Origin of the sequence: Curtobacterium sp. BRD11, assembly GCF_031844345.1 — a bacterium.
In the GTDB taxonomy this organism is placed as follows: domain Bacteria; phylum Actinomycetota; class Actinomycetes; order Actinomycetales; family Microbacteriaceae; genus Curtobacterium.
In genome coordinates this window covers 441,138-464,082 of the sequence record NZ_JAUZUZ010000002.1, presented here as the reverse complement: position 1 = coordinate 464,082, position 22,945 = coordinate 441,138, and the positions used below count along the sequence as shown (strand labels likewise).

General features: G+C 70.5%; 25 protein-coding genes and 1 tRNA gene. 10 read left to right on the top strand and 16 right to left on the bottom strand.

All coding sequences use genetic code 11. The features are described 5' to 3' along the window. Positions 1–32: 32 nt before the first annotated feature. The 3 genes from Q9R28_RS06865 (at position 33) to Q9R28_RS06855 (ending at position 2,386) form a co-directional block, all read left to right on the top strand. Positions 33–545: a MarR family winged helix-turn-helix transcriptional regulator gene (locus tag Q9R28_RS06865; RefSeq protein ID WP_066651500.1), complete on the top strand. Its 513-nt coding sequence runs from the start codon at positions 33–35 to the stop codon at positions 543–545. A gap of 993 nt (positions 546–1,538) precedes the next feature. Beyond that, positions 1,539–1,868 (top strand): hypothetical protein, encoded by a 330-nt coding sequence (locus Q9R28_RS06860; protein WP_066651492.1) that lies wholly within the window; start codon positions 1,539–1,541, stop codon positions 1,866–1,868. Positions 1,869–2,197: 329 nt separating this feature from the next. After that, a complete protein-coding gene (locus tag Q9R28_RS06855) occupies positions 2,198–2,386 on the top strand; it encodes a hypothetical protein (protein WP_066651491.1) in 189 nt (62 codons plus the stop codon). A gap of 38 nt (positions 2,387–2,424) precedes the next feature. On the opposite strand, the gene Q9R28_RS06850 is transcribed toward Q9R28_RS06855, so the two are convergent. From Q9R28_RS06850 to Q9R28_RS06840, 3 genes are all read right to left on the bottom strand, one after another. Continuing rightward, on the bottom strand, positions 2,425–2,715 hold the full coding sequence (locus Q9R28_RS06850) for a hypothetical protein (protein ID WP_311205738.1): 291 nt from the start codon (positions 2,713–2,715) through the stop codon (positions 2,425–2,427). Positions 2,716–2,838: 123 nt separating this feature from the next. Beyond that, complete coding sequence (locus Q9R28_RS06845) at positions 2,839–3,360, bottom strand: hypothetical protein (protein WP_066651486.1); 522 nt, start codon at positions 3,358–3,360, stop codon at positions 2,839–2,841. 624 nt (positions 3,361–3,984) lie between these two features. Further along, positions 3,985–4,074: transfer RNA gene (locus tag Q9R28_RS06840), tRNA-Ser, on the bottom strand. A gap of 140 nt (positions 4,075–4,214) precedes the next feature. Between Q9R28_RS06840 and Q9R28_RS06835 the strand changes: the two genes are divergently transcribed. Then, positions 4,215–5,270 carry an SGNH/GDSL hydrolase family protein gene (locus Q9R28_RS06835; RefSeq protein ID WP_311205737.1) on the top strand — a complete coding sequence of 352 codons (1,056 nt, stop codon included), beginning with the start codon at positions 4,215–4,217 and terminating at the stop codon, positions 5,268–5,270. Positions 5,271–5,279: 9 nt separating this feature from the next. After that, entirely contained in the window at positions 5,280–6,641 is a 1,362-nt protein-coding gene (radA, locus tag Q9R28_RS06830) for a DNA repair protein RadA (RefSeq protein ID WP_066651439.1), read from the top strand. An 87-nt stretch (positions 6,642–6,728) separates the two neighbouring features. Here radA and Q9R28_RS06825 read toward each other — a convergent pair whose 3' ends face one another. Next, entirely contained in the window at positions 6,729–7,112 is a 384-nt protein-coding gene (locus Q9R28_RS06825) for an SseB family protein (RefSeq protein WP_066651438.1), read from the bottom strand. Positions 7,113–7,455: 343 nt separating this feature from the next. Between Q9R28_RS06825 and Q9R28_RS06820 the strand changes: the two genes are divergently transcribed. Continuing rightward, positions 7,456–7,662 (top strand): cold-shock protein, encoded by a 207-nt coding sequence (locus tag Q9R28_RS06820; RefSeq protein ID WP_022904520.1) that lies wholly within the window; start codon positions 7,456–7,458, stop codon positions 7,660–7,662. A gap of 349 nt (positions 7,663–8,011) precedes the next feature. Here Q9R28_RS06820 and Q9R28_RS06815 read toward each other — a convergent pair whose 3' ends face one another. Beyond that, positions 8,012–8,161 (bottom strand): hypothetical protein, encoded by a 150-nt coding sequence (locus Q9R28_RS06815; RefSeq protein WP_158407719.1) that lies wholly within the window; start codon positions 8,159–8,161, stop codon positions 8,012–8,014. A 159-nt stretch (positions 8,162–8,320) separates the two neighbouring features. Here Q9R28_RS06815 and Q9R28_RS06810 point away from each other — a divergent pair, with 159 nt between their 5' ends. Continuing rightward, positions 8,321–9,052 carry a DUF3800 domain-containing protein gene (locus Q9R28_RS06810; protein ID WP_311205736.1) on the top strand — a complete coding sequence of 244 codons (732 nt, stop codon included), beginning with the start codon at positions 8,321–8,323 and terminating at the stop codon, positions 9,050–9,052. A 113-nt stretch (positions 9,053–9,165) separates the two neighbouring features. On the opposite strand, the gene Q9R28_RS06805 is transcribed toward Q9R28_RS06810, so the two are convergent. After that, positions 9,166–9,858, bottom strand: a complete 693-nt coding sequence (locus Q9R28_RS06805) for a hypothetical protein (protein ID WP_311205735.1) — start codon at positions 9,856–9,858, stop codon at positions 9,166–9,168. A 135-nt stretch (positions 9,859–9,993) separates the two neighbouring features. After that, positions 9,994–10,536 (bottom strand): amino-acid N-acetyltransferase, encoded by a 543-nt coding sequence (locus tag Q9R28_RS06800; RefSeq protein ID WP_209684599.1) that lies wholly within the window; start codon positions 10,534–10,536, stop codon positions 9,994–9,996. 110 nt (positions 10,537–10,646) lie between these two features. Between Q9R28_RS06800 and Q9R28_RS06795 the strand changes: the two genes are divergently transcribed. Together Q9R28_RS06795 and Q9R28_RS06790 are read left to right on the top strand one after the other, a co-directional pair. Beyond that, positions 10,647–11,099, top strand: a complete 453-nt coding sequence (locus Q9R28_RS06795) for an SRPBCC family protein (protein WP_066651432.1) — start codon at positions 10,647–10,649, stop codon at positions 11,097–11,099. 97 nt (positions 11,100–11,196) lie between these two features. Then, the gene (locus Q9R28_RS06790) at positions 11,197–12,015 is read left to right on the top strand and encodes a hypothetical protein (protein ID WP_311205734.1); all 819 of its coding nucleotides are present in this window, start codon (positions 11,197–11,199) and stop codon (positions 12,013–12,015) included. Positions 12,016–12,328: 313 nt separating this feature from the next. Here the strand turns inward: Q9R28_RS06790 and Q9R28_RS06785 are convergent, their stop codons facing one another. Continuing rightward, positions 12,329–14,845: an ATP-dependent Clp protease ATP-binding subunit gene (locus Q9R28_RS06785; protein WP_066651428.1), complete on the bottom strand. Its 2,517-nt coding sequence runs from the start codon at positions 14,843–14,845 to the stop codon at positions 12,329–12,331. Positions 14,846–15,012: 167 nt separating this feature from the next. Here Q9R28_RS06785 and Q9R28_RS06780 point away from each other — a divergent pair, with 167 nt between their 5' ends. Beyond that, positions 15,013–15,945 carry an NAD(+)/NADH kinase gene (locus tag Q9R28_RS06780; RefSeq protein ID WP_066651419.1) on the top strand — a complete coding sequence of 311 codons (933 nt, stop codon included), beginning with the start codon at positions 15,013–15,015 and terminating at the stop codon, positions 15,943–15,945. Positions 15,946–16,162: 217 nt separating this feature from the next. Here Q9R28_RS06780 and Q9R28_RS06775 read toward each other — a convergent pair whose 3' ends face one another. From Q9R28_RS06775 to Q9R28_RS06740, 8 genes are all read right to left on the bottom strand, one after another. Further along, the gene (locus tag Q9R28_RS06775; RefSeq protein ID WP_209684601.1) at positions 16,163–17,236 is read right to left on the bottom strand and encodes a sigma-70 family RNA polymerase sigma factor; all 1,074 of its coding nucleotides are present in this window, start codon (positions 17,234–17,236) and stop codon (positions 16,163–16,165) included. Positions 17,237–17,582: 346 nt separating this feature from the next. Continuing rightward, positions 17,583–17,714 (bottom strand): hypothetical protein, encoded by a 132-nt coding sequence (locus Q9R28_RS06770; RefSeq protein WP_268746767.1) that lies wholly within the window; start codon positions 17,712–17,714, stop codon positions 17,583–17,585. A 74-nt stretch (positions 17,715–17,788) separates the two neighbouring features. Next, the gene (locus Q9R28_RS06765) at positions 17,789–17,932 is read right to left on the bottom strand and encodes a hypothetical protein (RefSeq protein WP_209684602.1); all 144 of its coding nucleotides are present in this window, start codon (positions 17,930–17,932) and stop codon (positions 17,789–17,791) included. Between the two features lie 54 nt (positions 17,933–17,986). Continuing rightward, positions 17,987–18,190, bottom strand: coding sequence for a hypothetical protein (locus tag Q9R28_RS06760; protein ID WP_066651415.1), 204 nt, complete (start codon positions 18,188–18,190; stop codon positions 17,987–17,989). A 113-nt stretch (positions 18,191–18,303) separates the two neighbouring features. After that, the gene (gene lysS / locus Q9R28_RS06755; protein ID WP_311205733.1) at positions 18,304–19,839 is read right to left on the bottom strand and encodes a lysine--tRNA ligase; all 1,536 of its coding nucleotides are present in this window, start codon (positions 19,837–19,839) and stop codon (positions 18,304–18,306) included. 120 nt (positions 19,840–19,959) lie between these two features. Beyond that, the gene (locus Q9R28_RS06750) at positions 19,960–20,652 is read right to left on the bottom strand and encodes a Rossmann-like and DUF2520 domain-containing protein (protein WP_251160032.1); all 693 of its coding nucleotides are present in this window, start codon (positions 20,650–20,652) and stop codon (positions 19,960–19,962) included. Then, positions 20,649–22,412: a PH domain-containing protein gene (locus tag Q9R28_RS06745; RefSeq protein ID WP_311205732.1), complete on the bottom strand. Its 1,764-nt coding sequence runs from the start codon at positions 22,410–22,412 to the stop codon at positions 20,649–20,651. The genes Q9R28_RS06750 and Q9R28_RS06745 overlap by 4 nt, the downstream gene beginning before the upstream one ends. 9 nt (positions 22,413–22,421) lie before the next feature. Further along, positions 22,422–22,943 carry a PH domain-containing protein gene (locus Q9R28_RS06740; protein WP_066651411.1) on the bottom strand — a complete coding sequence of 174 codons (522 nt, stop codon included), beginning with the start codon at positions 22,941–22,943 and terminating at the stop codon, positions 22,422–22,424. Positions 22,944–22,945 lie beyond the last annotated feature (2 nt).

Sequence of the window (22,945 nt, the reverse complement as noted above, 5' to 3'; positions counted from 1 at the left end):
TTCGAGTTCGAAGCAACAGGTAGGATCGGGGCATGGACTCTCCCCCGTCGGCGCTCACCCCGACCCAGCTCGGCGCGTACCTGTCGTTCACCGAGGTCGCGGCCCTGCTGCGCCCGGCCGTCGAGCAGCAGCTCCGCGACGCCGGCGAACTCAGCTACGTGCAGTTCCAGCTGCTCGCCCGGCTGGGCGATGCGCCGGACGGGCGGCTGCGGATGACCGACCTGGCGGACGGGGTCGTCTACAGCCGGAGCGGGCTCACCTACCAGGCACAGGTGCTCGAGCAGCGCGGGCTCGTCACGCGGGGACCGTCACCCGACGACGAGCGGAGCACCGTGGTCTCCCTCACCGACGCCGGGCGCGACGCGCTCGCCACCGTGCTGCCCGGGCACATCGCGACGGTGCACGGACTGCTGTTCGCGCACATCAGCGACGACGACGCCGCGCAGCTGGGGGACGTCCTCGGGCGGATCAGCGGGCACCTGCGGCAGCACCCGCCGCGGTCGGCGGGGCGGGTGCGGCGGAAGACGGCGGGCGACTCGACGTGACGACGGCCGGACGGGAGGCGCGGGGCGGGCTGCCCCCGCGCCTCCCGTCCGCCAGTGGCGAGCCGACAGGCGTCCGGTCCGGCCCGAACAGGGGCCCGCGGTGGTCCGGGCCGCCTCAGCAGCCTCGCCGCGTGGAGCACCTGCCGATGAGGACGTCCGTGCACGTCGTGCGGGCGCAGATGCGGACAGGCGGGTCGCTCGAGGCGGCGCGTCCGCTGGTGGGACCTCGCCGTCGACACGGCACTGGCGATCGGTGCGCAGGACGACCGCTCCTCGGACACCGGGGTGGCGCCCGACCGTCTCCGTCGCCGACGTGCGCAGCGCCAGACGGGGCGCTGTGGCTCGGTGCGAGCCTCTCGATCCTGGCGCTCGTGGCCGGGGTCGGCAGCTGGGTGACCCCGACGCCCGAGCCGGACCGGCCTCAGGCGGTCCTCCTGGACGCGGCCGCCGAACCCCTGCCGACGCCCACACCGACCACGACGTCGACACCGACCGGTGGCGCACCCCGCGGCGCGCGCGGTCTCCCCGTCGCACCGTTCACCGTCGAGGGCGGGGCCGTGCGCATCGCGCAGTTCGACGAGGAGGACGCGTGGGCGGCGATCTGCGAAGCGGCCATGGGCGACTCCGACTGCCTGGCGTGGGGCATCGTCGCCTCGATCGAGTGCGACCTGCTCGTGAGGAAGCTGGGGAGAAGGCGCGCATCGCGGCATACGGTGCAATCTCTTGTGACCGACCAGCTGGCAGCATGGACAGCTGGACGGGGAACAGCATCGCATTCGGTGCCATCCCGCTCGTTCGCTCCTGTTGCTCCTCGAACGACTTCGTCTGCCAGGTCGGGAGTACGGCGAGCTTCGGACCCTCCGACTCCTACAACGAGGACACCAAGATCCGCTCGGATGCGTCGAGCTTCCTCCGGAACGTCATCACGGATCCCCAGCGGCGATTCGCTGACGAGTCGGAGCTCGGTCAGGATCGAGCAAGCGAAGGGATGAAATGACCACCTCACTCGGGCGGGACGTGACCTTCATTCTCCTGAACGTCGTAGCGGTGGTCACGGCGACGTTCGTCTGGTTCATCTACCAGTTCGCCCTCATGGTCTACACGCCCTGCGGGGGAACGGAAACGTGCTCAGAGGGCGCGCAGCAAGGAATCTACATCGGCTTCCTCATCGCAGAGCTCCTGAGCATCGTGCTCCCGCTCTGGGGAGGTCTTTCTCGTCGCAGGAAGGGCGTGAGCTTCTGGTGGCTCCCGCTCATCTCGATCGTCTGCGTCATTGCGGCGCTGGTGCTGTCCTGGCCACTCAACCTGTGGGCGGCGTCCTGAACCGAGGTTCGACGCCTGCGGCGTCCCGCGGCCCGCGTCGACGCTCGCGTCGAGCCCCGCCATCCGCCGGCGGTCCTGGTGTCTGCGTCGTCGCCCCTCCTCGTGCACGATCATCGCGCCACACCAGTGTCGGCGCATGGGCTTCTGGGGCAGACGCAGCGCGCTCCACTGAACGTCCGAGCGCTCGTCGCCATCGCGCTGATCGTCGTGACGGGAGGCGTGGTCTGGCCCCCGCGGCGTTCGATCTTGCCGCCCGCACACCGCCCTCCCAGTTCGACCACGACGCAGAGGACACGCCGCCCACCTCGGAGGATCGCGCCATCGCTACTGTGCAGGCTGTCGCGCTGATCGGGACCCCGCCCGCGGCCGTGGTCGCCCTGGTCATCGCGACGAGTTCACTCCGGCTCTGGAAGGAACAGGCGTCCGCGATCATCGCGACCAGTCTCGTGAGCCTTGCAGCGCTGACCGGCGTCGCCTTCGTCTGGATCGGCATCGGCACACTGGTGTTCTTGACCTAGCACGCGCGGCGGTCGGGCCTGCACCCCGAAGCGGTCCGTCATGAGCTCAGGATCTCCAGGACGGCGAGCACTGCGAGAACGACACCCGCGACGGAAGTGGTGACCCCAGCTACTGTGACCGTCTGCGCGAAGGTGTGGACCGCACCCTGGGCGCAGAAGCGGTCGATGGCCGATACGGCCAGCATCGTCGCGGCCATCGCCACGGGGACAGTCGCCATCCAGATCAGGGCGAGAGCCCGCCGCGCCGCCCAGACACCCGCCGGATGAGCGTGCAGGACGCCGCGGAGACGCTCAGGGTCGGCCTCCCATGCCGCGTCGATCGGAGCCACGTACCGGTAGGCGGTAGGCGAGGACGCAGGCCATGATCTGCGCGATGAGGACGACGAGGGCTGCACTCGGCAGGATCCATGTCAGCCTCGAGGCACCGCGCACGCTCGGGCTCCGCGAGGCGCTCACTTGTCGAGGAAGTGGCCGAGGTAGACGTACGAGCCGCCCGAGCAGGCCCCTCCGAGCTGGAGCCACTGGTCGGCTCCGAGTGCCGCCGCTCGATGCACCTCGAGGTCCGTGGGCTGCTTGTCGGACCAGTCGCGGCGTTCGGGGTGGTCGGAGGGTGTGCGCGGGACGAAGCCGTCGGCCTCGGCCGCGTCGAACACCCGCTGCGCCTCCGGTACGCACGCCACCGCCCACGATTCGTCCGCCTTGAACATGTCCCGGCTCCCGGAGGAGACGAGTCGTGTTCCTGCCGGGAGGCTGATCCCGACCATCTGCTCGACGGCAGAACGCGAGAGCTGGCTGCACTCACCGCCGAGCGGGCTGCAGGTGCTGCCGTCCGCGGTGTGCGAGGGCCCGAGCGTGCGCTGAGCTGCGGTGCCGACGGCGGCGAGCACGCCGATGACGAGCGCTCCGGCCAGGACCAGCAGGCCCGCGAGCGTGACGAGCAGTCGCGTCAGGCTCGGACCGCGTACGTCTTCCACGCGGCCACCCTAAGCGGCAGGGTCACCGCCGACCACGAGGGTCCTCGTGGATGTGTCCCAGGGGCCACGACCGGGACCATCAGCTCAGGCCGGCCTGATCGCGACCCCCTCGGTACCCGTCGACGTCGCCGGTCTGGATCGCGCCGGTCACGCCAGCGTCGAGCTCGTCCTGGAGCACGCCCGACCGCGGCGCCAACGAGCTGGCGCGTTGCCGGGAAGCCCGACGAGCTCGAACTCGCCCTCACCGGTCTGGATCGTGAGCGTGCCGGTGGCCGGATCAGCGTCTGCGTGCAGGAGCCCGCCGGGGCGCCCACCCAGATGTGCGCCGGCAGCGCCGGTGGCAACGGGAACGGCACCGCACGGGCGGGCTCCTCAGCTGCGCGGTCGGGGATCTCGCTCGACGTCCCACTGCGCCGGGTCACGAGCACGAACGCGGCCGTCCGCGCCGCGGGCCCGTTCTGCACCGCGGAGACGATCGCCGGCACAGGGTGCGGCAGGTCCTCGAAGCCGACCTCCACCTCGAGGCGGTCGATGATCAGCAGGTCGTCGCGATCGAGGACCTCGGCGGCTCGACCGATTCCACGTGAGAAACAAGAAGACCCCCGCGTGAACGGGGGTCTTCTGTGGCGGTACCGGTGGGATTTGAACCCACGGTGGAGTTGCCCCCACACATGTTTTCGAGACATGATCCTTCGGCCGCTCGGACACGGTACCGGGGAAGAGTTTACACGACTCCGGCGGTGCTCACGACCACCACGGGGCACTCCCCTGCACAGCCGGCGCTGTCCCGCCGTCCATCCACGGGCCAGCCTCGGCAGAGCCCAGGGTGAGCGAGCCCGCGTACGGTCTCCGGCATGAAGACCCGCACCCTCGTCGCCCTGCTCACCTCCGTCATCGGCGGGCTCGCCGTCGTGGGTGGTGGCGCGTTCGGCGCCCGAGCGGGGATCCGCGGGCAGCGAGCCGCATCCCAGCGCGTGGTCGACATGCTGCCCGTGCACGCCGACTGGTGGCGGGAGCGCCTGCAGCACGAGGGCCAGCTGACGTACCTCGCGATCGGCGACTCCGCCGCACAGGGCGTCGGCGCGACCGCTCCGGGGCGCGGGTACGTCGGCCTCCTGGCACGCCGCATCCGGCACCGATCGCGCATGTCGGTGCGGGTGGTGAACCTCAGCGTCTCGGGCGCGACGACGTGGGGTGCGAAGCACGACCAGCTCCCGAAACTGCGTCAGTACTCGCCGGACATCTGCACGGTGTCGATCGGGGCGAACGACATCGCCGACTTCCACCCGGACAAGTTCGAGCGGAACATCCGCGCGATCTACAGCGCCGTGCCGTCGCACGCGATCGTCGCCGAGCTCCCGTGCATGTTCGTGCCCGACCGCGAGCGCAAGGTCGCCGTGGCGAACGAGATCGTGCACCGTGTCGCCGCCGAACTCGGGTTGACCGTGGCGCCGCTCCACGTCATCACGAAGCGCGTCGGGCTCCGTCGGACGTTCTTCAACAGCTACGGCGACCTGTTCCACCCGAACGACCGCGGGTACGAGATCTGGGCGAGCGCCTTCGAGCCCGCGGTCGATGCCCGCGTGGACACCGTCGCCGCGATCCGGCACTACCTGTCCGCACGTGAGGCCGAGGACCTCGGGCGCGAGGCCGGCGCCGTCGCGAGCGCCCGGGCCGAGCAGGACGTCGAGCGCGCGGCGGAACTCGACCGCGGCGACCGACCCGGTCGTGTGGAGCGGCTGCGGCAGCGGATGACGGGCGGTATCCCCCTGCCCGAGCAGGCAGGCGGCCACGACCGGACGCCCGCGCACGACGAGGACGACGAGCGCGGCGCCGTCGACGAGCACGACGAGGACACCGATCACGGCCGGCACGCTCCGCGGCACCGCGGTGTCGGCGGGGCGCTCTAGCCTCGAGCCATGGCGCGCACCCAGTCCCTCTACCGCTGCACCGAGTGCGGGTGGACCAGCATCAAGTGGGTCGGCCGCTGCGGTGAGTGCCAGGCGTGGGGCACGGTCGAGGACACGACGGCGGCCGCGGCGAGCTCGCGCGGGCCCGCTGCCGTCTCCGTCGCTGGAGCGCGCGTGGCCCGACCGATCACCGAGGCCCGCGGAACGGGGGTCCAGCGGTGGACGTCCGGGATCGGCGAGTTCGACCGCGTGCTCGGCGGCGGCATCGTGCCCGGGGCCGCCGTACTGCTGTCCGGCGAGCCGGGCGTGGGCAAGTCGACACTGCTGCTCGAGGTCGCCTCCCGTGCGGCAGCGACCGGCAAGCGGGTCCTCTACGTCAGCGCCGAGGAGTCAGTGGACCAGGTCCGACTCCGCGCCGAGCGCACGAACGCCATGCACGACCAGCTCTACCTGGCGAGCGAGGTCGACCTCGGCGTCATCCTCGGCCAGATCGACCAGGTGCAACCGGACCTGGTCATCGCCGACTCCGTGCAGACGATCTCGTCGAGCACCGTGGACGGCATCGCCGGCGGCACCTCCCAGGTGCGCGAGGTCGCCTCGACCCTGATCCGGGTGGCGAAGGAGCGGTCGCTGCCCGTCCTCATCGTCGGCCACGTCACGAAGGACGGCACGATCGCGGGTCCGCGACTGCTCGAGCACCTGGTCGACGTCGTCTGCCACTTCGAGGGCGACCGGCAGACCGCGCTCCGGTTCGTCCGGGCGCTCAAGAACCGCTTCGGCCCGACGGACGAGGTCGGCTGCTTCGACATGGCCGGCGACGGCATCCACGAGGTCCCGGACCCGAGCGGACTCTTCATGTCGCGGAACGGCACCCCGGTGTCGGGCACGTGCGTGACCGTGGCACTCGAAGGACGCCGTGCGCTCCCGGTCGAGGTGCAGGCGCTCGTCGTGCCGAGCTCGGCACCGCAGCCGCGCCGGGTCGTGAACGGCGTCGACGCGTCACGCGTGGCGATGCTCCTCGCGGTACTCGAACGACGCGCCGGCCTCAAGCTGTCCGATGCGGACGTCTACGTCTCGACGGTCGGCGGGATGAAGCTCACCGAGCCGGGCGCCGACCTGGCGATCGCGCTGGCCCTGGCGAGCGCGGCGCGGGACCGTCCGTACCCGCACACGCTCGCGGCGGTGGGCGAGATCAGCCTGGCGGGCGAGATCCGTCCCGCGACGGGCGCGAAGCAGCGCGCGAACGAGGCCTCGCGGCTCGGGTTCACCACCGTGCTCGGCGCGGACGCCGAGCACCTGCGCGAGGCGCTGCGCGTCGCGTTCTCGCTGACGCAGTCGGTCCGCGAACGCGAGCTCGACCGCGCGTTCTGACCGGAACCGGACCGATCGCCCGTGGCGAGCCGCAGGACGGGCGCGCGTCGCGCCTCCAGAGCGAACCGACGCCGCCCAGGCCCGCGCCTACGCGCGGAGCGCCGCCAGCAGGTCCGCCGGTGCCGCCTGCATCGTGTGTGGCCCGGCGATGTCGAAGAACACGCCCTCGAGCGAGTCGAGGTGCGCCGCCAGGAACTCGTCGAGCCGCGGCCCGTCGTAGACCATGACCTGGCGGACCTTCTCGTCCGGCACCATCGCGGTGTACGCATCGGCGGACGAGAAGAGCAGCAGGATGCGCTTGTCCGAGCCCTCGCGGCCGAAGACGCGGACCTGCATGTCCTTCTTGCCGGTGACGAGCCGGGGGACGATCACGATGTCGTTCCGCAGGGCGAACGCGACCGCGGCGACGTCCTGCTTCGCGAGGGCCTCCTCGAGCTGCTCGCTCCGGAAGCGCTGTTCCTTGTCTGCCATCACCCCTAGTCCACCAGATCTGCACGCCGACGGCGAACAGGAACGGCTGCGAGGCGGAGATCCTGCACAGAAGTGGGCGCTGCCTCTTCCATTGCGGCCACAGCACGGTAGGTTGGTCTCAACCGCTTCGGCGGGAGTCCATCGTTCTTTCGGTGCTCTGCACCTTCGAGCGCCATCGGTCACTGATCTTCCCAGGTCGCCTGGCCCCGAACCCGTCCCACCGGCCCATGCCCGCGGGACGCACTGATCTGACGACAACCGTCGGTGGATCGGCGGCAGCAAGAGCCGTCTCGCAAGACAGGCAACGAACGTGGCCTGGCAAGAAAGTTAAGGAAACGCCATCATGGCAACTGGCACCGTCAAGTGGTTCAACAACGAAAAGGGCTTCGGCTTCATCGCTCCGGACGACGGCAGCGCCGACGTCTTCGCGCACTTCTCCGCGATCGCTGGCAACGGCTACAAGTCGCTCGAGGAGAACCAGAAGGTCGAATTCGAGATCACCGAGGGCCGCAAGGGCCCGCAGGCCGAGAACATCTCGGTCATCGGCTGACCTCAGCTGCTCGGAACGGGCTCGTCGTCTTCGGACGGCGGGCCCGTTCGCATGTCCAGGCGGCGTCGCTTCCGGGCAGCGCCGCCTCGGGTCAGCGCCACCTCCGGACAGCCTCGCCCCCAACAGGCGCTGCTTCCGCGCAGCGCCGCTTCCGGACAAATCGCTAGGCGCCCTAGCAATGTGACGTAGCGTGGTGGCATGACTTCCACGCACCACGGACCGGAAGACAGCGCGCAGCCGTTCGACATGCAGACGTTCCTCGACGACTTCATGACCGGACTCGAGCCGGGTTCAGTCGAGGAGCAGCTCTAGGAGGAGGTGCGGGAGCAGCCCCTCGGCAGCAGCGCCGCTACTCGCTCCGGACGCCGTCCGACCAGATCGTGTCGTCCGCGGGCTCGAACAGACCGCGCTTCGCGCGCTTCCGGAGCCCCTTGAGTGTCGCGATCTTCACCGGCTCGACGCCGTGATCGCGCTCGTAGGCCGAGGCTGACTCCCGCACGATTCCTTGATCCGACACTCTGTCAGCATGACGCATGCGTGGACAGCTCCCGGCACGGAGTGCGTCACTCGGATGACGTGCCGGGCGCGCCGCAGCCCCTTGAGACGCAGACCATCGGCGCACGAGCGCAAGGGACGCCTGCTGATATGCTGCCGTTTCATGGGGAGCGGCTTCGTGGTCTACGTCGACGAGAGCGGGGATCACAGTCTCACCAGCATCAACCCGGACTACCCGATGTTCGTGCTCGCCTTCTCGATCTTCCCCATCGACCTCTACGTCGACCGGATCGTACCGCTGGTGCAACGCCTGAAGTTCGACTTCTTCAACCACGACATGGTCGTGTTGCACGAACGCGAGATTCGCCAGTCAAAGCCGCCTTTCGACATCCTGCTCAACGCCGAGACGAGGGCGGCCTTCATGAGCCGCATCGATCAACTCTTCGAAGAACGGTTCGGCGTCGTGGCCACGGCGATCAGGAAGACCGAGTTCCGGGATCGCGTCGGGTTGGACACGAGCCCGTACCACGTCGCACTCGAGTACGGTCTCGAGCGGGTCTTCCTCCAGCTGCAGGCTCGGGGCGTCTCCCGCCGCGAGACAACGGTCGTGTTCGAGAGCCGCGGACGGTTGGAGGATCGAGAGCTCGAGGACGAGTTCGACCGCATCATGCGACGAACCAAGATGCGCGGCATGCCCGAGACCTTCCGCTTCTGCATCGCCCACAAACAAGCGAACAGCACCGGTCTGCAGCTGGCTGATCTCGTAGCCAGGCCGATCGGCACCCACCTTCTGCACCCGGACAGGACGAACCGGGCTTGGGAACGAATCCTGCAACGGATGCCGAAGTCTCCGAGCGGCTCCGTCGCTGGGTGGGGACTGAAGGTCTACCCCTGAGCAGCGGGACCCCGCTCCGGACAAGCGAAAACCCCCGGCAGAGCCGGGGGTCGGACGCCGATCGGGCATTCCCAATCCACTTGCGTTCAGGCTAGCACGCGCGGCGTATCAGCTCAGTTCAGCACGAACTGCGCCGACTCCTTCGACTCCAGGTCCCCCACCGACACCTGCAGGTGGTAGCTCGCCCCGCCACCGGGCACCGACGGCCGAGCACCGTCGCACGTGGTCGTCGACGAGCGCGTGCGGTCCCAGGCGATCGCCGGCGTGGTGAGTTCCTGCCCCGCCTTGATCGTGACGTCCTGGTTCGTCCCGCCCGTCTGGCAGTCCTTCGACGACCAGTACTGCTCCTGCCCGGAGCTGATCGTCAGGACCTGCTGCGCCGAGCCGAGGTCCATGTGGCACGAGTCCGAGCCGGTGTTCGTGATCGACATTGCGATCTGCGGGTCCTCGGTCGGCCCGTAGGTGCCCTTGTCGACGACCGGCGTGAGCTCGATCTGGTCCTCGGAGCACGTCGTGGCGTCACCGGAGGCCGAAGCGGGTGCCGTGGCGGACGCCGACGGGGCGGGTGACGCCCCGGCGCCGGCCGGAGCAGTCGGATCCCCGGACGCGGACGGGGCGAGCGAGGCCCCACCGCCAGCCGACGGCGAGGCCCCCGGCGCCGACGCGGACGAGGCCCCACTCCCCCGCCCGACCACGATCAGCACGACCACCACGACGACGAGCAGCAGCACGCCGGCGACGAGCGCGCGACGACGCCAGTAGACACCGGACGACTCGGGTCCGACAGGGTGACGGAACGACGACATGCGCACAGGGTAGGGCGAACGGGTCTCTCCGCAGCGACGCGACGCCGATGCGTCACCGAACGCGTCAGCAATCCACAGGCAGCGGATCGCCGGTCAGTGGCCCCCGACCGAAGGATCCCGGTCAGCGGATCCCGGTCAGAGGATCTTCAACATGCGGGTGTTGCCGAGCGTGTTCGGCTTCACCCGGGCGAGGTCGAGGAACTCCGCGACCCCCTCGTCCGACGAGCGCACGAGCTCGGCGTACACGTCCGGTGACACGACCTGCTCGCCGATCTCCAGGTACCCGTGCTTCGCGAAGAACTCGACCTCGAAGGTCAGGCAGAAGATGCGGGCGACGCCGAGCTCCCGGGCGTCGTGCTCGAGCGCCTCGAGCATCCGGTGGCCGACCCGCTTGTGGATCCAGTCGGCGTCGAGCGCGAGCGTGCGGACCTCGGCGATGTCGTCCCAGAACACCGCGAGGGCACCGCAGCCGATCGGCGTGCCGTCCGGCCCCTCGGCGATCCGGAACTGCTGGATCGAGCCGTAGAGCGCGACGTTCTCCTTGCCGAGCAGGATGCGCCGGTCGACGTACGGAGCGATGAGCCGCTGGATGTGCGGCACGTCCGAGGCCAGGGCCGGGCGCACCCGGATGCCGTGCTCGTCCCGTTCGTCGAACGCGTGCTTCCCGTTGCCACTCATCCCGTCGAGCATACGGCGCAGCAGGGGGACACTGCCCTGGGGACCCTCCAGCCGGACCGGCATAGCGTCGGTCACGAACCCGAAGAGCACGACGAAACGAAGGAGCGACCATGCCCCAGATCATCGAGACCGTCGACGTCAACGTCCCCGTTCGCCAGGCCTACGACCAGTGGACCCGGTTCGAGGAGTTCCCCCACTTCCTCGACGAGGTCGAGAAGATCGTCCAGGTCGACGACAAGACCACCGACTGGACCGTCAAGGTCGCCGGTCAGGAGCGCGAGTTCCGCGCCGTCATCACCGAGCAGCACCCGGACGAGCGCGTCGCGTGGACCGTCAAGGACGGCGACACCGACCACGCGGGCGTCGTCACGTTCCACAAGCTGTCCGACAACGAGACCCGCGTCACCGCGCAGATCGACTGGGAGCCGTCGGGCTTCCTCGAGAAGCTCGGCTCCGCCGTCGGTGTCGGCGGCCACGCGGTCAAGAAGGACCTGCAGAACTACAAGGAGCGCGTCGAGAACGCCCCGACCGAGCCGGGCTGGCGCGGCGACGTGCAGGCCTAGGACCCGCAGCACGACGGACGGGAGGCGCGGTGCCGGCTGGCACCGCGCCTCCCGTTCCGCTGTGGGCGGGACCGCACGCACACGTCACCCTGGCAGGGTGGACACCATGCAGCTCGTCCGCACCGCCGTCACCGGCACCGTGATCGCCACCGCCGGCAGCGTCGCCCTCGGGGCCGCCGCCGCTCGCCGGCTCCTCCGCCCCGCACCGTTCGTGCCGCCGGAGTCCGAGCTGGTGTACGCCGACGAGCGGTCCGTCCCGGGCGCCGAACCGGACGGCGTCGTCGGGCGGACCCACGTCGTCCACGTGCACGGGCAGTCGCTCGGCCCGCAGCAGGTCCTGCGTGGCCTGCGCGTCTGGCGGGAGCTCGGCGCCTCGAACCAGGTGGTCGACACGTCCGACCTGCCGCTGCGCTCCCTCGATCCCGCCGCGGTCGACCGCGTCGCCGCAGCCGCGCACGCCGCGCGTGCCCGCGGAGCCGAACGGGTGGTGCTGCAGGGTTGGTCCGCCGGCGCCCTCGCTGCCTCCGCCGCGGCGGCACGCACGCCGGTCGACGGCATCGTCGGGGTCGCACCGCTCCTCGACGTCCGGTCGGCCCTGCGCGGCGCCGTGACGACCGCGCGCTTCCCGGCGGCCGTCGGTGTGGTCGCGGGACGGATCGCGACGACACCGGGTCTCAGCCGCCTCGCCGGGGTGCCCTACCCCCTGACCGTCACCCGCTGGCAGGACGACCGCACGCCGACCCTCCTGCTGCACTCGACGGCCGACGCCCTGGTGGCAGCGGCCGACGTCGAGACGCACCGAGCCCGTGGCGCCCGGGTCGAGACCTTCGCGCACGCCCGGCACACGCTCGAGTGGAACGAGGACCCGGAGCGCTGGGAGCGCGCCGTCACGGAGTTCGCCGCGACGCTCGGCTGACGGACACTCACCGGAACGAGAAGTGGCCCCGGTCGGGGGGAGACCGGGGCCACTGACGTCCGACCTGTTGGGGGAACCAGCCGGACGTCGGTCGCGAGGTGTTGGGGGGAACCCTCGCACGAACAACGGTACCCCCCGCCCGGGGGTCGCGTCCGCAGCGCACGCCGGAACCCGCACACGCATCCGCGACCGCGAACGGACGGGCGCACCCCGCTTGGTGCAACGCGAAGCGTTGCGCGGGGTGCGCCGACCGAGCTTGCGAGGGAGGACGGTGCCAGCCGGCACCGCGCCTCCCGTCCGAGTGGAACCGGTCCTAGGACTCGATCTCGCCCTGCGGGGTCTCCGCGGACTCGACCGCGGGAGCCCCGGCGAGGACCTCCTCGCGACCCGGCTGACGCCCGGTCTCGAAGTCGAACTTCCCGTCCACGAAGTCGACCTTCACGTGGTCGCCCGCGTTCAGCTCACCCTGCAGGATGTGCTCGGACAGCTGGTCCTCGACCTCGTGCTGCATCGCGCGACGCAGCGGACGAGCACCGAGTGCCGGGTCGAAGCCGACCTTGATGAGCTGCTCCTTGGCGGCGAGCGTCAGCTCCACCGTCATGTCGCGGTCCAGCAGGCGGTCCGCCAGGCGCTTCACGAAGAGGTCCACGATCTGCAGCAGCTCGGACTGCGAGAGCTGCGGGAACACGATCGTGTCGTCGACACGGTTCAGGAACTCGGGCTTGAAGTGCTTCTTGAGCTCCTCGTTCACCTTCGAGCGCATGCGGTCGTAGCCGACGGCCGAGTCACCCTCGACCTGGAAGCCCACCGGGCCACCAGCGATGCCCTGCGAACCGAGGTTCGTGGTCATGATGATGACGGTGTTCTTGAAGTCGACCACGCGGCCCTGACCATCGGTCAGACGACCCTCTTCGAGGACCTGCAGCAGCGAGTTGAAGATGTCCGGGTGGGCCTTCTCGATCTCGTCGAACAGGACCACGGAGAACGGCTTGCGGCGCACCTTCTCGGTGAGCTGGCCGCCCTCCTCGAAGCCGACGAACCCGGGAGGGGCACCGAACAGTCGCGAGACCGTGTGCTTCTCACCGAACTCCGACATGTCGAGGGAGATCAGCGCGCCCTCGTCGTCGAACAGGAACTCGGCGAGCGCCTTGGCGAGCTCGGTCTTCCCGACGCCCGTGGGGCCGGCGAAGATGAACGAGCCCGAGGGGCGGTTCGGGTCCTTCAGACCGGCACGGGTGCGGCGGATCGTCTTCGAGAGGGCCGAGATGGCTTCCTCTTGACCGATGACGCGCTCGTGCAGGGCCTTCTCCATGAAGACGAGACGCGAGGTCTCCTCCTCCGTGAGCTTGAACACCGGGATGCCCGTGGCCTGCGCCAGGACCTCGGCGATGATGCCCTCGTCGACGGTGCCGGACGCGGCGACGTCACCCGCACGCCACTGCTTCTCGAGGCGGAGACGCTCGCCGAGGAGCTTCTTCTCCTCGTCGCGCAGGCTCGCGGCCTTCTCGAAGTCCTGCTCCTCGATCGCGGCTTCCTTCTGTCCGCGGACCGTCGAGATCTTCTCGTCGAACTCGCGGAGCTCCGGCGGCGCCGACAGGATCGACAGGCGGAGGCGTGCGCCGGCCTCGTCGATCAGGTCGATGGCCTTGTCCGGCAGGAAGCGGTCCTGCACGTAGCGGTCCGCCAGGTTCGCCGCGGCGACGATCGCGCCGTCGGTGATGGACACCTTGTGGAACGCCTCGTACTTGTCGCGGAGGCCCTTGAGGATGTTGATCGCGTGCGGCAGCGACGGCTCGTTGACCTGCACCGGCTGGAAGCGACGCTCGAGTGCGGCGTCTTTCTCGAAGTGCTTGCGGTACTCGTCGAGCGTGGTCGCACCGACCGTCTGCAGCTCACCGCGGGCGAGGAGCGGCTTGAGGATCGACGCGGCGTCGATCGCGCCCTCGGCAGCACCGGCACCGACGAGCGTGTGGATCTCGTCGATGAAGACGATGATGTCGCCGCGGGTACGGATCTCCTTCGTGACCTTCTTGAGGCGCTCCTCGAAGTCACCGCGGTAGCGGGACCCGGCGATGAGCGACCCGAGGTCGAGCGAGTAGAGCTGCTTGTCCTTCAGCGTCTCCGGGACGTCACCCTTGACGATCGCCTGGGCGAGGCCCTCGACGACCGCGGTCTTGCCGACGCCCGGCTCACCGATCAGGACGGGGTTGTTCTTGGAGCGGCGGGAGAGGATCTGCATGACCCGCTCCATCTCCTTCTCGCGCCCGATGACGGGGTCGAGCTTGCCGTCGCGCGCCGCCTGGGTGAGGTTCCGACCGAACTGGTCGAGGACCTGCGAACCCTGCTGGGCGTTCTGCTGCTGCTCGCCGCCGACGGCGACCGCTTCCTTGCCCTGGTACCCGGACAGGAGCTGGATGACCTGCTGACGGACGCGGTTCAGGTCCGCACCGAGCTTGACGAGGACCTGGGCGGCGACGCCCTCGCCCTCGCGGATGAGGCCGAGCAGGATGTGCTCGGTCCCGATGTAGTTGTGGCCGAGCTGCAGCGCCTCGCGCAGGGACAGCTCGAGCACCTTCTTGGCGCGCGGCGTGAACGGGATGTGCCCGGTCGGCTGCTGCTGGCCCTGCCCGATGATGTCCTGGACCTGCTCGCGGACGGCATCGAGCGAGATGCCGAGCGACTCCAGCGCCTTGGCGGCGACGCCCTCGCCCTCGTGGATGAGGCCGAGGAGGATGTGCTCGGTGCCGATGTAGTTGTGGTTGAGCATCTTCGCTTCTTCTTGAGCGAGGACGACAACACGACGGGCTCGGTCGGTGAATCTCTCGAACATGTGCTCTCCCTTGCCGGGCTCGTGGGAGCTCGGTGACGTACATCGAGACTAACCAGCGGACCCCCGCAGGGCTGCCCCTGTTCGCCGTGGGCGTGACCTCTCTTCACCCGGTGGCCCGCGACCTCCGCACCTGCCGTCGACCAGGCCCGGACGGTTACGATCTGGGCATGGAGCAGCCCGTCGTCGGACTCGTCGTCCACCCCACCAAGAACGTGCAGGAGTCGATCGCGACCCTGCAGGGGTGGAACGCCTCCGGACTGGGTCGGCTCGTCGCCCGGCGGGCGGACGCCCAGCGCATCGGCGGCGACGTCGAGGTGATCGGCGACGACGACTTCACCGACCAGGTCGACCTCGTCGTCGCGCTCGGTGGGGACGGCACGATGCTCGGTGCGATGCGGCTCGTGGCGAAGCGTCCGGTGCCCGTGCTCGGCGTGAACTACGGCAACGTCGGCTTCCTGGTCGAGATCGAGCCGCCCGAGCTCGAGGCCGCCCTCGACCGGTTGTCCGCCGGCGAGTACCAGCTCGAACCGCACCACGCACTCGAGGCCCGGCTGTCGTGGGGTGGCGCGCGGACGGACTACCTGGCGTTCAACGACCTGACGATCGTGCGACGGCCGGGAGCCGGGCAGGTGTCCGCCGACCTCAGCGTGAACGGGCTCGGCTACGGGTACTACCGTGCGGACGCCATCGTCGCCGCGACCCCCGCTGGGTCCACCGCGTACAACTACGCGGCCGGCGGCCCCGTGCTCTCCCCGGCGCTCTCCGGCTCCGTGGTGACGCCGGTCGCCCCGATGGCGGGCATCGACCGCGCCGTCGTCCTGGCGGCACGGGAGCGCTACCGCTTCGACATCGCCGAGGGGACCCGGAGCGCGGCCCTCGAGGTCGACGGCCTCGTCGTGGGCGAGGTCGCCACCGGCGCGCAGATCGACATCCGGCTGCGGAAGGACGCCGGCAGCGTGGTGCGCCTGGACGCCGAGCGGCACGGACGCACCGGCCGGGTGAAGCTCAGCCTGCTCGACCTGCCGGTCCGCCCGGACCAGCTCATCGAGCTCATCCCGCAGGACCTGCGCCAGAAGCTCGGCCGCGAGATCGAGGACTAGCGGCCCAGACAACGACAGGGCGGGACCGCAGCGCCCCGGACAGTGGGGCCCCGAACAGCGGGACCGCGAGGCCCTGGACAGCGGTACCCCGGACAGCGAAGTGGCCCGCCCAGGCAGTGCCTGGACGGGCCGTCCCATCACCCCACCGGCCCGCCTTCCCACAGGACGACCCGGTTCCCCGTGCCGACGCTCACGCGCCGGCCGAAGCCTGCTGACCTCAGTCGGTCAGGTACAGCTGCATGTCCTGGCTCACGGCCTTCGCGAACAGGCGCAGCTTGGCACGCGACTCGACGCGGCTGACCGCCTGGCGCGTGGTGTGCACGATCTTCGAGATCTCGTCGAGCGTCATCGGCTTGTCGTCGTCCAGGCCGTAGCGCATGCGGATGACGTTGGCCTCGTCGGTCGGCAGCTCGGAGACGATCGACCGGATGTCGCGGTGCAGGAGCGTCGTCTCGGTCAGCTCGTTCGGGCTCGCGGCGTCCTCGTCCTCGATGAAGTCGCCGAGCTCGCTGTCGTCGGAGTCACCGACGACGGTGTGGATCGACACCGGCTCGTGCGAGCGGCCCTTGAGGTCGAGGAGCTCCTCGGTGGTCATGCTGAGCTCGGCGGCGACCTCGTCGGGCATCGGCGCACGGCCGAGGTCGACGGTCAGGTCACGCTCGGTGCGCGAGATCTTGTTGATGAGCTCGACGGTGTGCACCGGGATGCGGATGGTGCGCGCCTTGTCGGCGAGACCACGCGAGATCGCCTGGCGGATCCACCAGGTGGCGTAGGTCGAGAACTTGTAGCCCTGCGTGAAGTCGAACTTCTCGACCGCGCGGACCAGACCGAGGTTGCCCTCCTGGATGACGTCCATGAACGGCAGACCGCGCTGCGAGTACCGCTTCGCGATGCTCACGACGAGTCGGAGGTTCGAGGTGATCATGCGCTCCTTGGCGCGCTCACCGTCGCGGACGAGCCAGCGCAGCTCGCGCTGCAGCGTCTTGTCGATGCCGGCCTCGGTGGCGAGCTTCTCCTCGGCGAACAGACCGACCTCGATGCGGCGGGCGATGTCCGCCTCTTCCTCGGCGGTCAGGAGCGAGAGGCGCCCGATGTGGCGCAGGTAGTCGCCGACCTGGTCGACCGAGGCACCGCGGACACCCGCGAGCTGCTCGTCGGCCTCGACCTCGACGGCGTCGAGCGTGGTGGTCTCCACCGCGGTGACGGCGGTCTTCGCGGCTGCTGCCTTCTTGCTGCGGCGCGCGGTGGTGCCAGTGGTCGTCGTCTTCGGTGCTGCGGTCGCGATCGTCATGGTGACTCTCCCTGCGGTTCGACGGTGATGGCCTCGGTGGGGGGTGTTGACGAGTAAAGCGGTCCCGAGGTGTACCCCACAAACCGATCGGATCGATTCCCAGGGAACGTCGTGCTTCACCCGCAGAACTGTCCCCCGCGGGGTACAGGCCTGATGTCAGCATGGCCCCGCCGGATGCCCGTGCACAAGGGGATGCCGCCGTGTTTCCGGTGTTGCAGGGATGTTTCATCGACGATCGCAAGCGTGTACCCCGGACCGCTGCGCCGAGCGGACACGGAAAAGGGGTACGGCGTTCCGGATCATCGTGATCCGGCTGCCGTACCCCGAAGAGCGCAGGGGCTCGGTGTCACCAGGAGGGTTCGAGCCACCCGTCCCGTCGCTCGGCGACCTCGAGGTCGGCGTCGAGGTCGAACTCGTCGTACTCGCTCTCGATGTCGCCGACGAGGCTGCGGCCGGTGAAGACGTGCGTGATGGACATGCGGACGATGCTCACCCGCGCGGACGACCGCCCGGCGACGACCGGGTGAACGGTCGGTGACCGACGCCGGGCGCTCAGACGTCGATGTCGTCGTCGTCATCGTCCTGCCAGACCGCGTCACGTGCGGCGTCGGGCAGGACGGAGTGCCCGAAGGCGTCCTCGGGGTCGAGGTCAGCCGGGTCCGAGGGGGTCGACGACGGCGAGGGACGTGCGGTCACCACGTCACTGCAGCACCCGTCGGTGAACGGGTGGTGACGGACTGCCGGGGAGGGCTACTCCGCCGAGCTCGGCGCGGGGGCCGGACGGCCGTGCTCGCGCTCGAAGCGCGCTCGCTCCTCGGCCTCGACCTTGGCGTACGCGGACCGCTCGGTGCGGTCGGCCCGCATGATCGCGCGCATCACGAACCAGAAGATCAGGCCGACGACGACGGTCGGCGTCACGGCGAAGATGATCCCGGTCACGACTCCATCTGGCACCGGAGCATCGTACCTCGCCACGGTGACCGCCACCTGCCCGCGACGAGGGCCGCACGGACGGGAGGCGCGGTGCCAGCCGGCACCGCGCCTCCCGTCCGTCTCCGGTCGCGTCCCTACTTCACCAGCGGGAACAGGATCGTCTCGCGGATGCCGAGGCCGGTGATCGCCATGAGCAGGCGGTCGATCCCCATGCCCATGCCACCCGACGGCGGCATGGCGTGCTCGAGTGCGCGCAGGAAGTCCTCGTCGACGCGCATCGCCTCGGGGTCACCACCGGCGGCGAGCTTCGCCTGCTCGACGAAGCGCTCGCGCTGCACGACGGGGTCGACGAGCTCGGAGTACGCCGTCGCGAGCTCGAAGCCGCGGACGTAGAGGTCCCACTTCTCGACCACGCCGGGACGGGTGCGGTGCTCGCGGGTGAGCGGCGAGGTGTCGACCGGGAAGTTCATCACGAAGGTCGGCGCGTGCAGGTCGTCCCCGTGGAAGTGCTCCCACAGCTCCTCGACGTACTTGCCGTGCGTGGCGTGCGCGACCTCGACGCCCTCGGCCTCGGCGAGCGCCACCAGCTCGGACAGCGGGGTCTCCGGGGTGATCTCCCGCCCGGCGGCCTCGGACAGCGAGCCGTACATGTCCATGCGGGCCCACTCGCCGCCGAGGTCGTACTCGGAGCCGTCGGCGAGCGTGACGACGAGGGAGCCGCCGGTGACGGCCTTCGCCGCGTTCTGCACGAGCTCCTGGGTCAGGTCGGCCATCTGCTCGTAGTTGCCGTACGCCTGGTACGCCTCGACCATCGCGAACTCGGGCGAGTGCGACGAGTCGGCGCCCTCGTTCCGGAAGTTCCGGTTGATCTCGAAGACCCGGTCGATCCCGCCGACGACGGCGCGCTTCAGGAAGAGCTCCGGTGCAATGCGCAGGAACAGCTCGGTGTCGAAGGCGTTCGAGTGCGTGACGAAGGGTCGGGCCGAGGCGCCGCCGTGCTGGGTCTGCAGCATCGGGGTCTCGACCTCGAGGTAGTCGTGTCCAGTGAACGTGTGTCGCAGCGAGGACATCACGGCAGCACGGGCGCGGACGGTCTCGCGGGCCTGGTCGCGGACGATCAGGTCGAGGTACCGCTGGCGGACCCGGGTCTCCTCGTTCAGTTCGTTGTGCAGGTTCGGCAGCGGCAGGATCGCCTTCGCCGCGATCGCCCACTCGTCGACCATGATGCTCAGCTCGCCACGACGCGAGGAGATCACACGGCCGTGCACGAAGACGTGGTCGCCGAGGTCGACGAACTCCTTCCAGCGGGCCAGGGCCTCGTCGCCGACCTCGGCCAGCGAGACCATCGCCTGCACGCGGGCGCCGTCACCGGACTGCAGCGTCGCGAAGCAGAGCTTGCCGGTGTTGCGGGAGAACACGATGCGCCCGGCGAGCCCGACGACGTCCTGCGTCTCCTCGCCCGTCTCGAGGTGCTCGTACTGCTCGCGGACGGCGGGGATCGTCGTGGTGATCGGCAGCTCGGCCGGGTACGCCTCGATGCCGGCGTCCAGCAGCTTCGCCCGCTTGTCGAGCCGCACCTGTCGCTGTTCGCTGGTCTCGGCGGCGGCGAGCTCCTCAGCGGAGGGGCCGTCGCCCGAGGGCTCGGTGGCGGATGCGGTCTCGTCGGTCATGCTGTGCGGCTCCGATGGGGTCGTGGGGATGCACCGATGGTACCGGCCGCTCCGCTCCCGCCGGTCCCCGCGCTGACCCGCGGCGTGCAGGGCCCGCCCGGTGTCGGCGGGGAGCGGGCGCTAGTGGTCCGCCCGACCGTCGGCCGCGGCCAGCGCGTTGTCGACGGCCGAGCGCACGAGGGCGCCGAGCACGCGTCCGGGGCGCTCGACGCCGATGCCGGACAGCGTCCCGGCGGACTGGTCCACGATGGCGGTCGAGAACGACACCGCGGCGCGCACGGCATCCGCGTACGCCGGCCGGTCCTGCTCGGACACGACGAACGGCTCCGCACCCATCTCGACCACGAGCGCCTGGGCGATCGGCAGCACGGGCGCCGGGGCGGTCACCGCGCAGTGGGCGTCCCGGAGCCGGGCGAGGTCGACACTCGTGCCGGTGAACGCCATCGCCGGGTGGATCGCGAGCGGGATCGCGCCGGCCGACAGGGCGGGCCGCAGGACGTCGACACCGTGGTCCGGACTGGTGTGCACGACGAGCTGGCCCGGCTGCCAGATCCCGGCGTCCGCCAGGCCCTGCACGAGTCCGGCGAGCTGGTCGTCCGGGACGGCGAGCAGCACGAGCTCGCTGCGCTCGACCAGGTCGGGGGTCGCGAGGACGGGGGCACCGGGGAGCATCGCCTCGGCGCGGTCGCGACCCGCGTCGGAGACGGCCGTCACACCGACGACGGCGTGCTCGGCGTTCGCCAGGGCCGCCCCGAGCACCGGTCCGACCCGCCCCGCGCCGACGATGCCGACGCCGAGTCGTCCGGCCCTCACCGGAGCGCTCCGGGCGGCGGCACGTCGGACCAGCGGCCGGGAGGCACGGCCTGCGTCCCCCCGTCGGCCCGCCACGTTCCCGTGGGAGCTGCGTCGGCGGCGGTCGCCACCACCTGTCCGTCCGGGGCGTGCGTGGCAGGGGTGCGGCGGGCCTCCCGGGCGCGCCAGCGGTGCGTGGTGTCGACCGCCGCGGCCTCGACGGCGCGGTGCGCGCTCTCCGACCAGAGGCGCTGGGCGTCGAGCGCGTCCAGCGCGCCGATCCGCGCCGAGACGGGACCGGACACGGTGTGGACGTGTGCGGTCGCGAGCCGGAGCACCCGCTCGAGCGGCCCCTGCTCGACCTTGACGCTCTGCACGCGCGGCAGCGGCACGATCACGAGCGAGCGCCAGACGGCTCCGAGACGGAGCAGCACCGCGCCCTGCACGAAGCGGTAGCCGTTGCGGCGGAACGAGAACGGGCGGAGCCAGGCGCCGCGACGCGGGGAGTGCACGAACCCGCCGCGGTCCCCCGTCGTCGTGAGGCTGTCGTCGACGACGTTGACCGCCTCGGACGAGCCCTCGCGGAGCTCCTCGCGCGACGCCGTCGGACCGACGACCGCGGTGCCGACGAGCCCCGGCAGGATGATGTCGAGGACCTCGCGGACGTCCTCGGCGCGACCGACCGGCAGCACGATCGAGGACACCTGCTGGTTGTTCGACGCCCCGTTGCCGGCGTTCGTCGCACGGTTGATGCGGACGTCCCACCAGCCGAACGGACGCCAGAGCAGCGGCTGCGCGACGCTCACCGCGTGGATGCGCCCGGGCGGCAGCGTCTCGTTCGACGTCGAGACGAGACCGAAGCCGATCCGGATGCCGTCGCGGGTCTCGGCGATCGTGTACTGCAGCGAGCGCGAGAACTTCCGGACGGTGTAGCCGCCGGCACCGATCACCACCGGGAACAGACCGATCAGGATGCCGTACTCACCCGTGATCGCGATGCTGACGATCATCGCGACGATCACCACGACGAAGAACACCGTCGTCCCGGAGAGCAGCATCGACGCGATCAGGCGTCCGGGGTGCACCTTGACGATGCGCGTCGCGTGCACGGCGGCGGGGTCGAGCTCCGGCGAGAAGAGCTCGCCGACACGGTCCTGCAGCACGCCGTTCGAGTCGCGACGGGCCGTCTCCTCGTCGTCCTGCGCGCCGGAGGCGAGCACGAGGATGCGCTGCCGGAGGTCGTCGGCTGCCCGCGCACCCAGGTACGCGAGCTGCACGTTGGCGTCGTTGCCGGCCTGGGCGATCTCGAGCTTCGCCGTCCCGAAGATCCGCGGGACCACCGGCCGCGAGATGTTGATGCCCTGGATCCGGTCGAGCCGCGCCTTGCGGTGGCTGCGGAACAGCACGCCCGAGCGGACCTCGACCACGTCGCCGGTCACGCGGAACTCGTGCATCCGCCAGGACACGGTGAAGAGCCCCAAGAGCACCAGCAGGAGCACGACCACCCCGAGCAGCACCCAGCCGACGGCGCCGTGCTCCCAGACGTAGCGGACCGGGTCGCCGTCGTCCTGCGGTGCGCCGCCCGGGACGAAGAACTCGAGGAGCTGGTCCCGCAGGTTGTTGAGCACGTACCCGAGGATCACGATGAGGAAGATGCCGCCCTTGAGCAGCGGCGTCAGCGGGTGCAGGCGGTGCCACTCGCCGTCGGTCAGCGGAGCGGCAGCGGCAGCATCGCCACGCCGCGGGGGCGCGGGCGGCGGCGGTCCGGGTCGGAACGTCACGACGACTCCCTAGAGCCCGGCGCGGCGGGACTCGGCGAGCTCGACGAGCCGGTCGCGCAGCTCGTCGGCGTCGGCGGCGGGGATGCCCGGGATCCGCACGTTGGTCGCGGCGGCCGCGGTGACGAACTTCAGCTCGCTGAGCCCGAGGATCCGGTCGAGCGGTCCGCGGTTCACGTCGACGAGCTGCATGCGGCCGTACGGCACCGCGGTGAAGCGCTGCCACATGAGCCCGCGGCGCAGCACGAGGTCGTCGTCGCGCAGGGCGTAGCCGATCGCTCGGACCCGACGGGGCGTCAGGACGGCGGTGACCAGCGCGACGAGGGCGACCACGATCGCGACGCAGCTCCACACCGTGCCGGCGGCGCCCCCGAACCCGCCGAAGAGCACCGCGAAGAGCACGCACCCGGCGGTCACGACGACCCCGACCACGATCGTGCTGACGAGCTCCGTCCAGACGAGCTTCGGCGACACCCGCGTCCACGTGGTCCCGGTCAGGCCGAGGCCCGGCTCGTCGAGTCGTTCCAGCGGCATCA

Coding starts and splice junctions, on each gene's coding strand:
- Q9R28_RS06795 (WP_066651432.1), top strand. CDS start 10,647: ATGCCCCAGATCATCGAGACCGTCGACGTCAACGTCCCCGTTCGCCAG.
- Q9R28_RS06810 (WP_311205736.1), top strand. CDS start 8,321: ATGGGGAGCGGCTTCGTGGTCTACGTCGACGAGAGCGGGGATCACAGT.
- Q9R28_RS06770 (WP_268746767.1), bottom strand. CDS start 17,714: ATGTCCATCACGCACGTCTTCACCGGCCGCAGCCTCGTCGGCGACATC.
- Q9R28_RS06740 (WP_066651411.1), bottom strand. CDS start 22,943: ATGCCGCTGGAACGACTCGACGAGCCGGGCCTCGGCCTGACCGGGACC.
- Q9R28_RS06860 (WP_066651492.1), top strand. CDS start 1,539: ATGACCACCTCACTCGGGCGGGACGTGACCTTCATTCTCCTGAACGTC.
- Q9R28_RS06820 (WP_022904520.1), top strand. CDS start 7,456: ATGGCAACTGGCACCGTCAAGTGGTTCAACAACGAAAAGGGCTTCGGC.
- Q9R28_RS06780 (WP_066651419.1), top strand. CDS start 15,013: ATGGAGCAGCCCGTCGTCGGACTCGTCGTCCACCCCACCAAGAACGTG.
- Q9R28_RS06785 (WP_066651428.1), bottom strand. CDS start 14,845: ATGTTCGAGAGATTCACCGACCGAGCCCGTCGTGTTGTCGTCCTCGCT.
- Q9R28_RS06835 (WP_311205737.1), top strand. CDS start 4,215: ATGAAGACCCGCACCCTCGTCGCCCTGCTCACCTCCGTCATCGGCGGG.
- lysS (WP_311205733.1), bottom strand. CDS start 19,839: ATGACCGACGAGACCGCATCCGCCACCGAGCCCTCGGGCGACGGCCCC.
- Q9R28_RS06800 (WP_209684599.1), bottom strand. CDS start 10,536: ATGAGTGGCAACGGGAAGCACGCGTTCGACGAACGGGACGAGCACGGC.
- Q9R28_RS06865 (WP_066651500.1), top strand. CDS start 33: ATGGACTCTCCCCCGTCGGCGCTCACCCCGACCCAGCTCGGCGCGTAC.
- Q9R28_RS06805 (WP_311205735.1), bottom strand. CDS start 9,858: ATGTCGTCGTTCCGTCACCCTGTCGGACCCGAGTCGTCCGGTGTCTAC.
- Q9R28_RS06825 (WP_066651438.1), bottom strand. CDS start 7,112: ATGGCAGACAAGGAACAGCGCTTCCGGAGCGAGCAGCTCGAGGAGGCC.
- radA (WP_066651439.1), top strand. CDS start 5,280: ATGGCGCGCACCCAGTCCCTCTACCGCTGCACCGAGTGCGGGTGGACC.
- Q9R28_RS06775 (WP_209684601.1), bottom strand. CDS start 17,236: ATGACGATCGCGACCGCAGCACCGAAGACGACGACCACTGGCACCACC.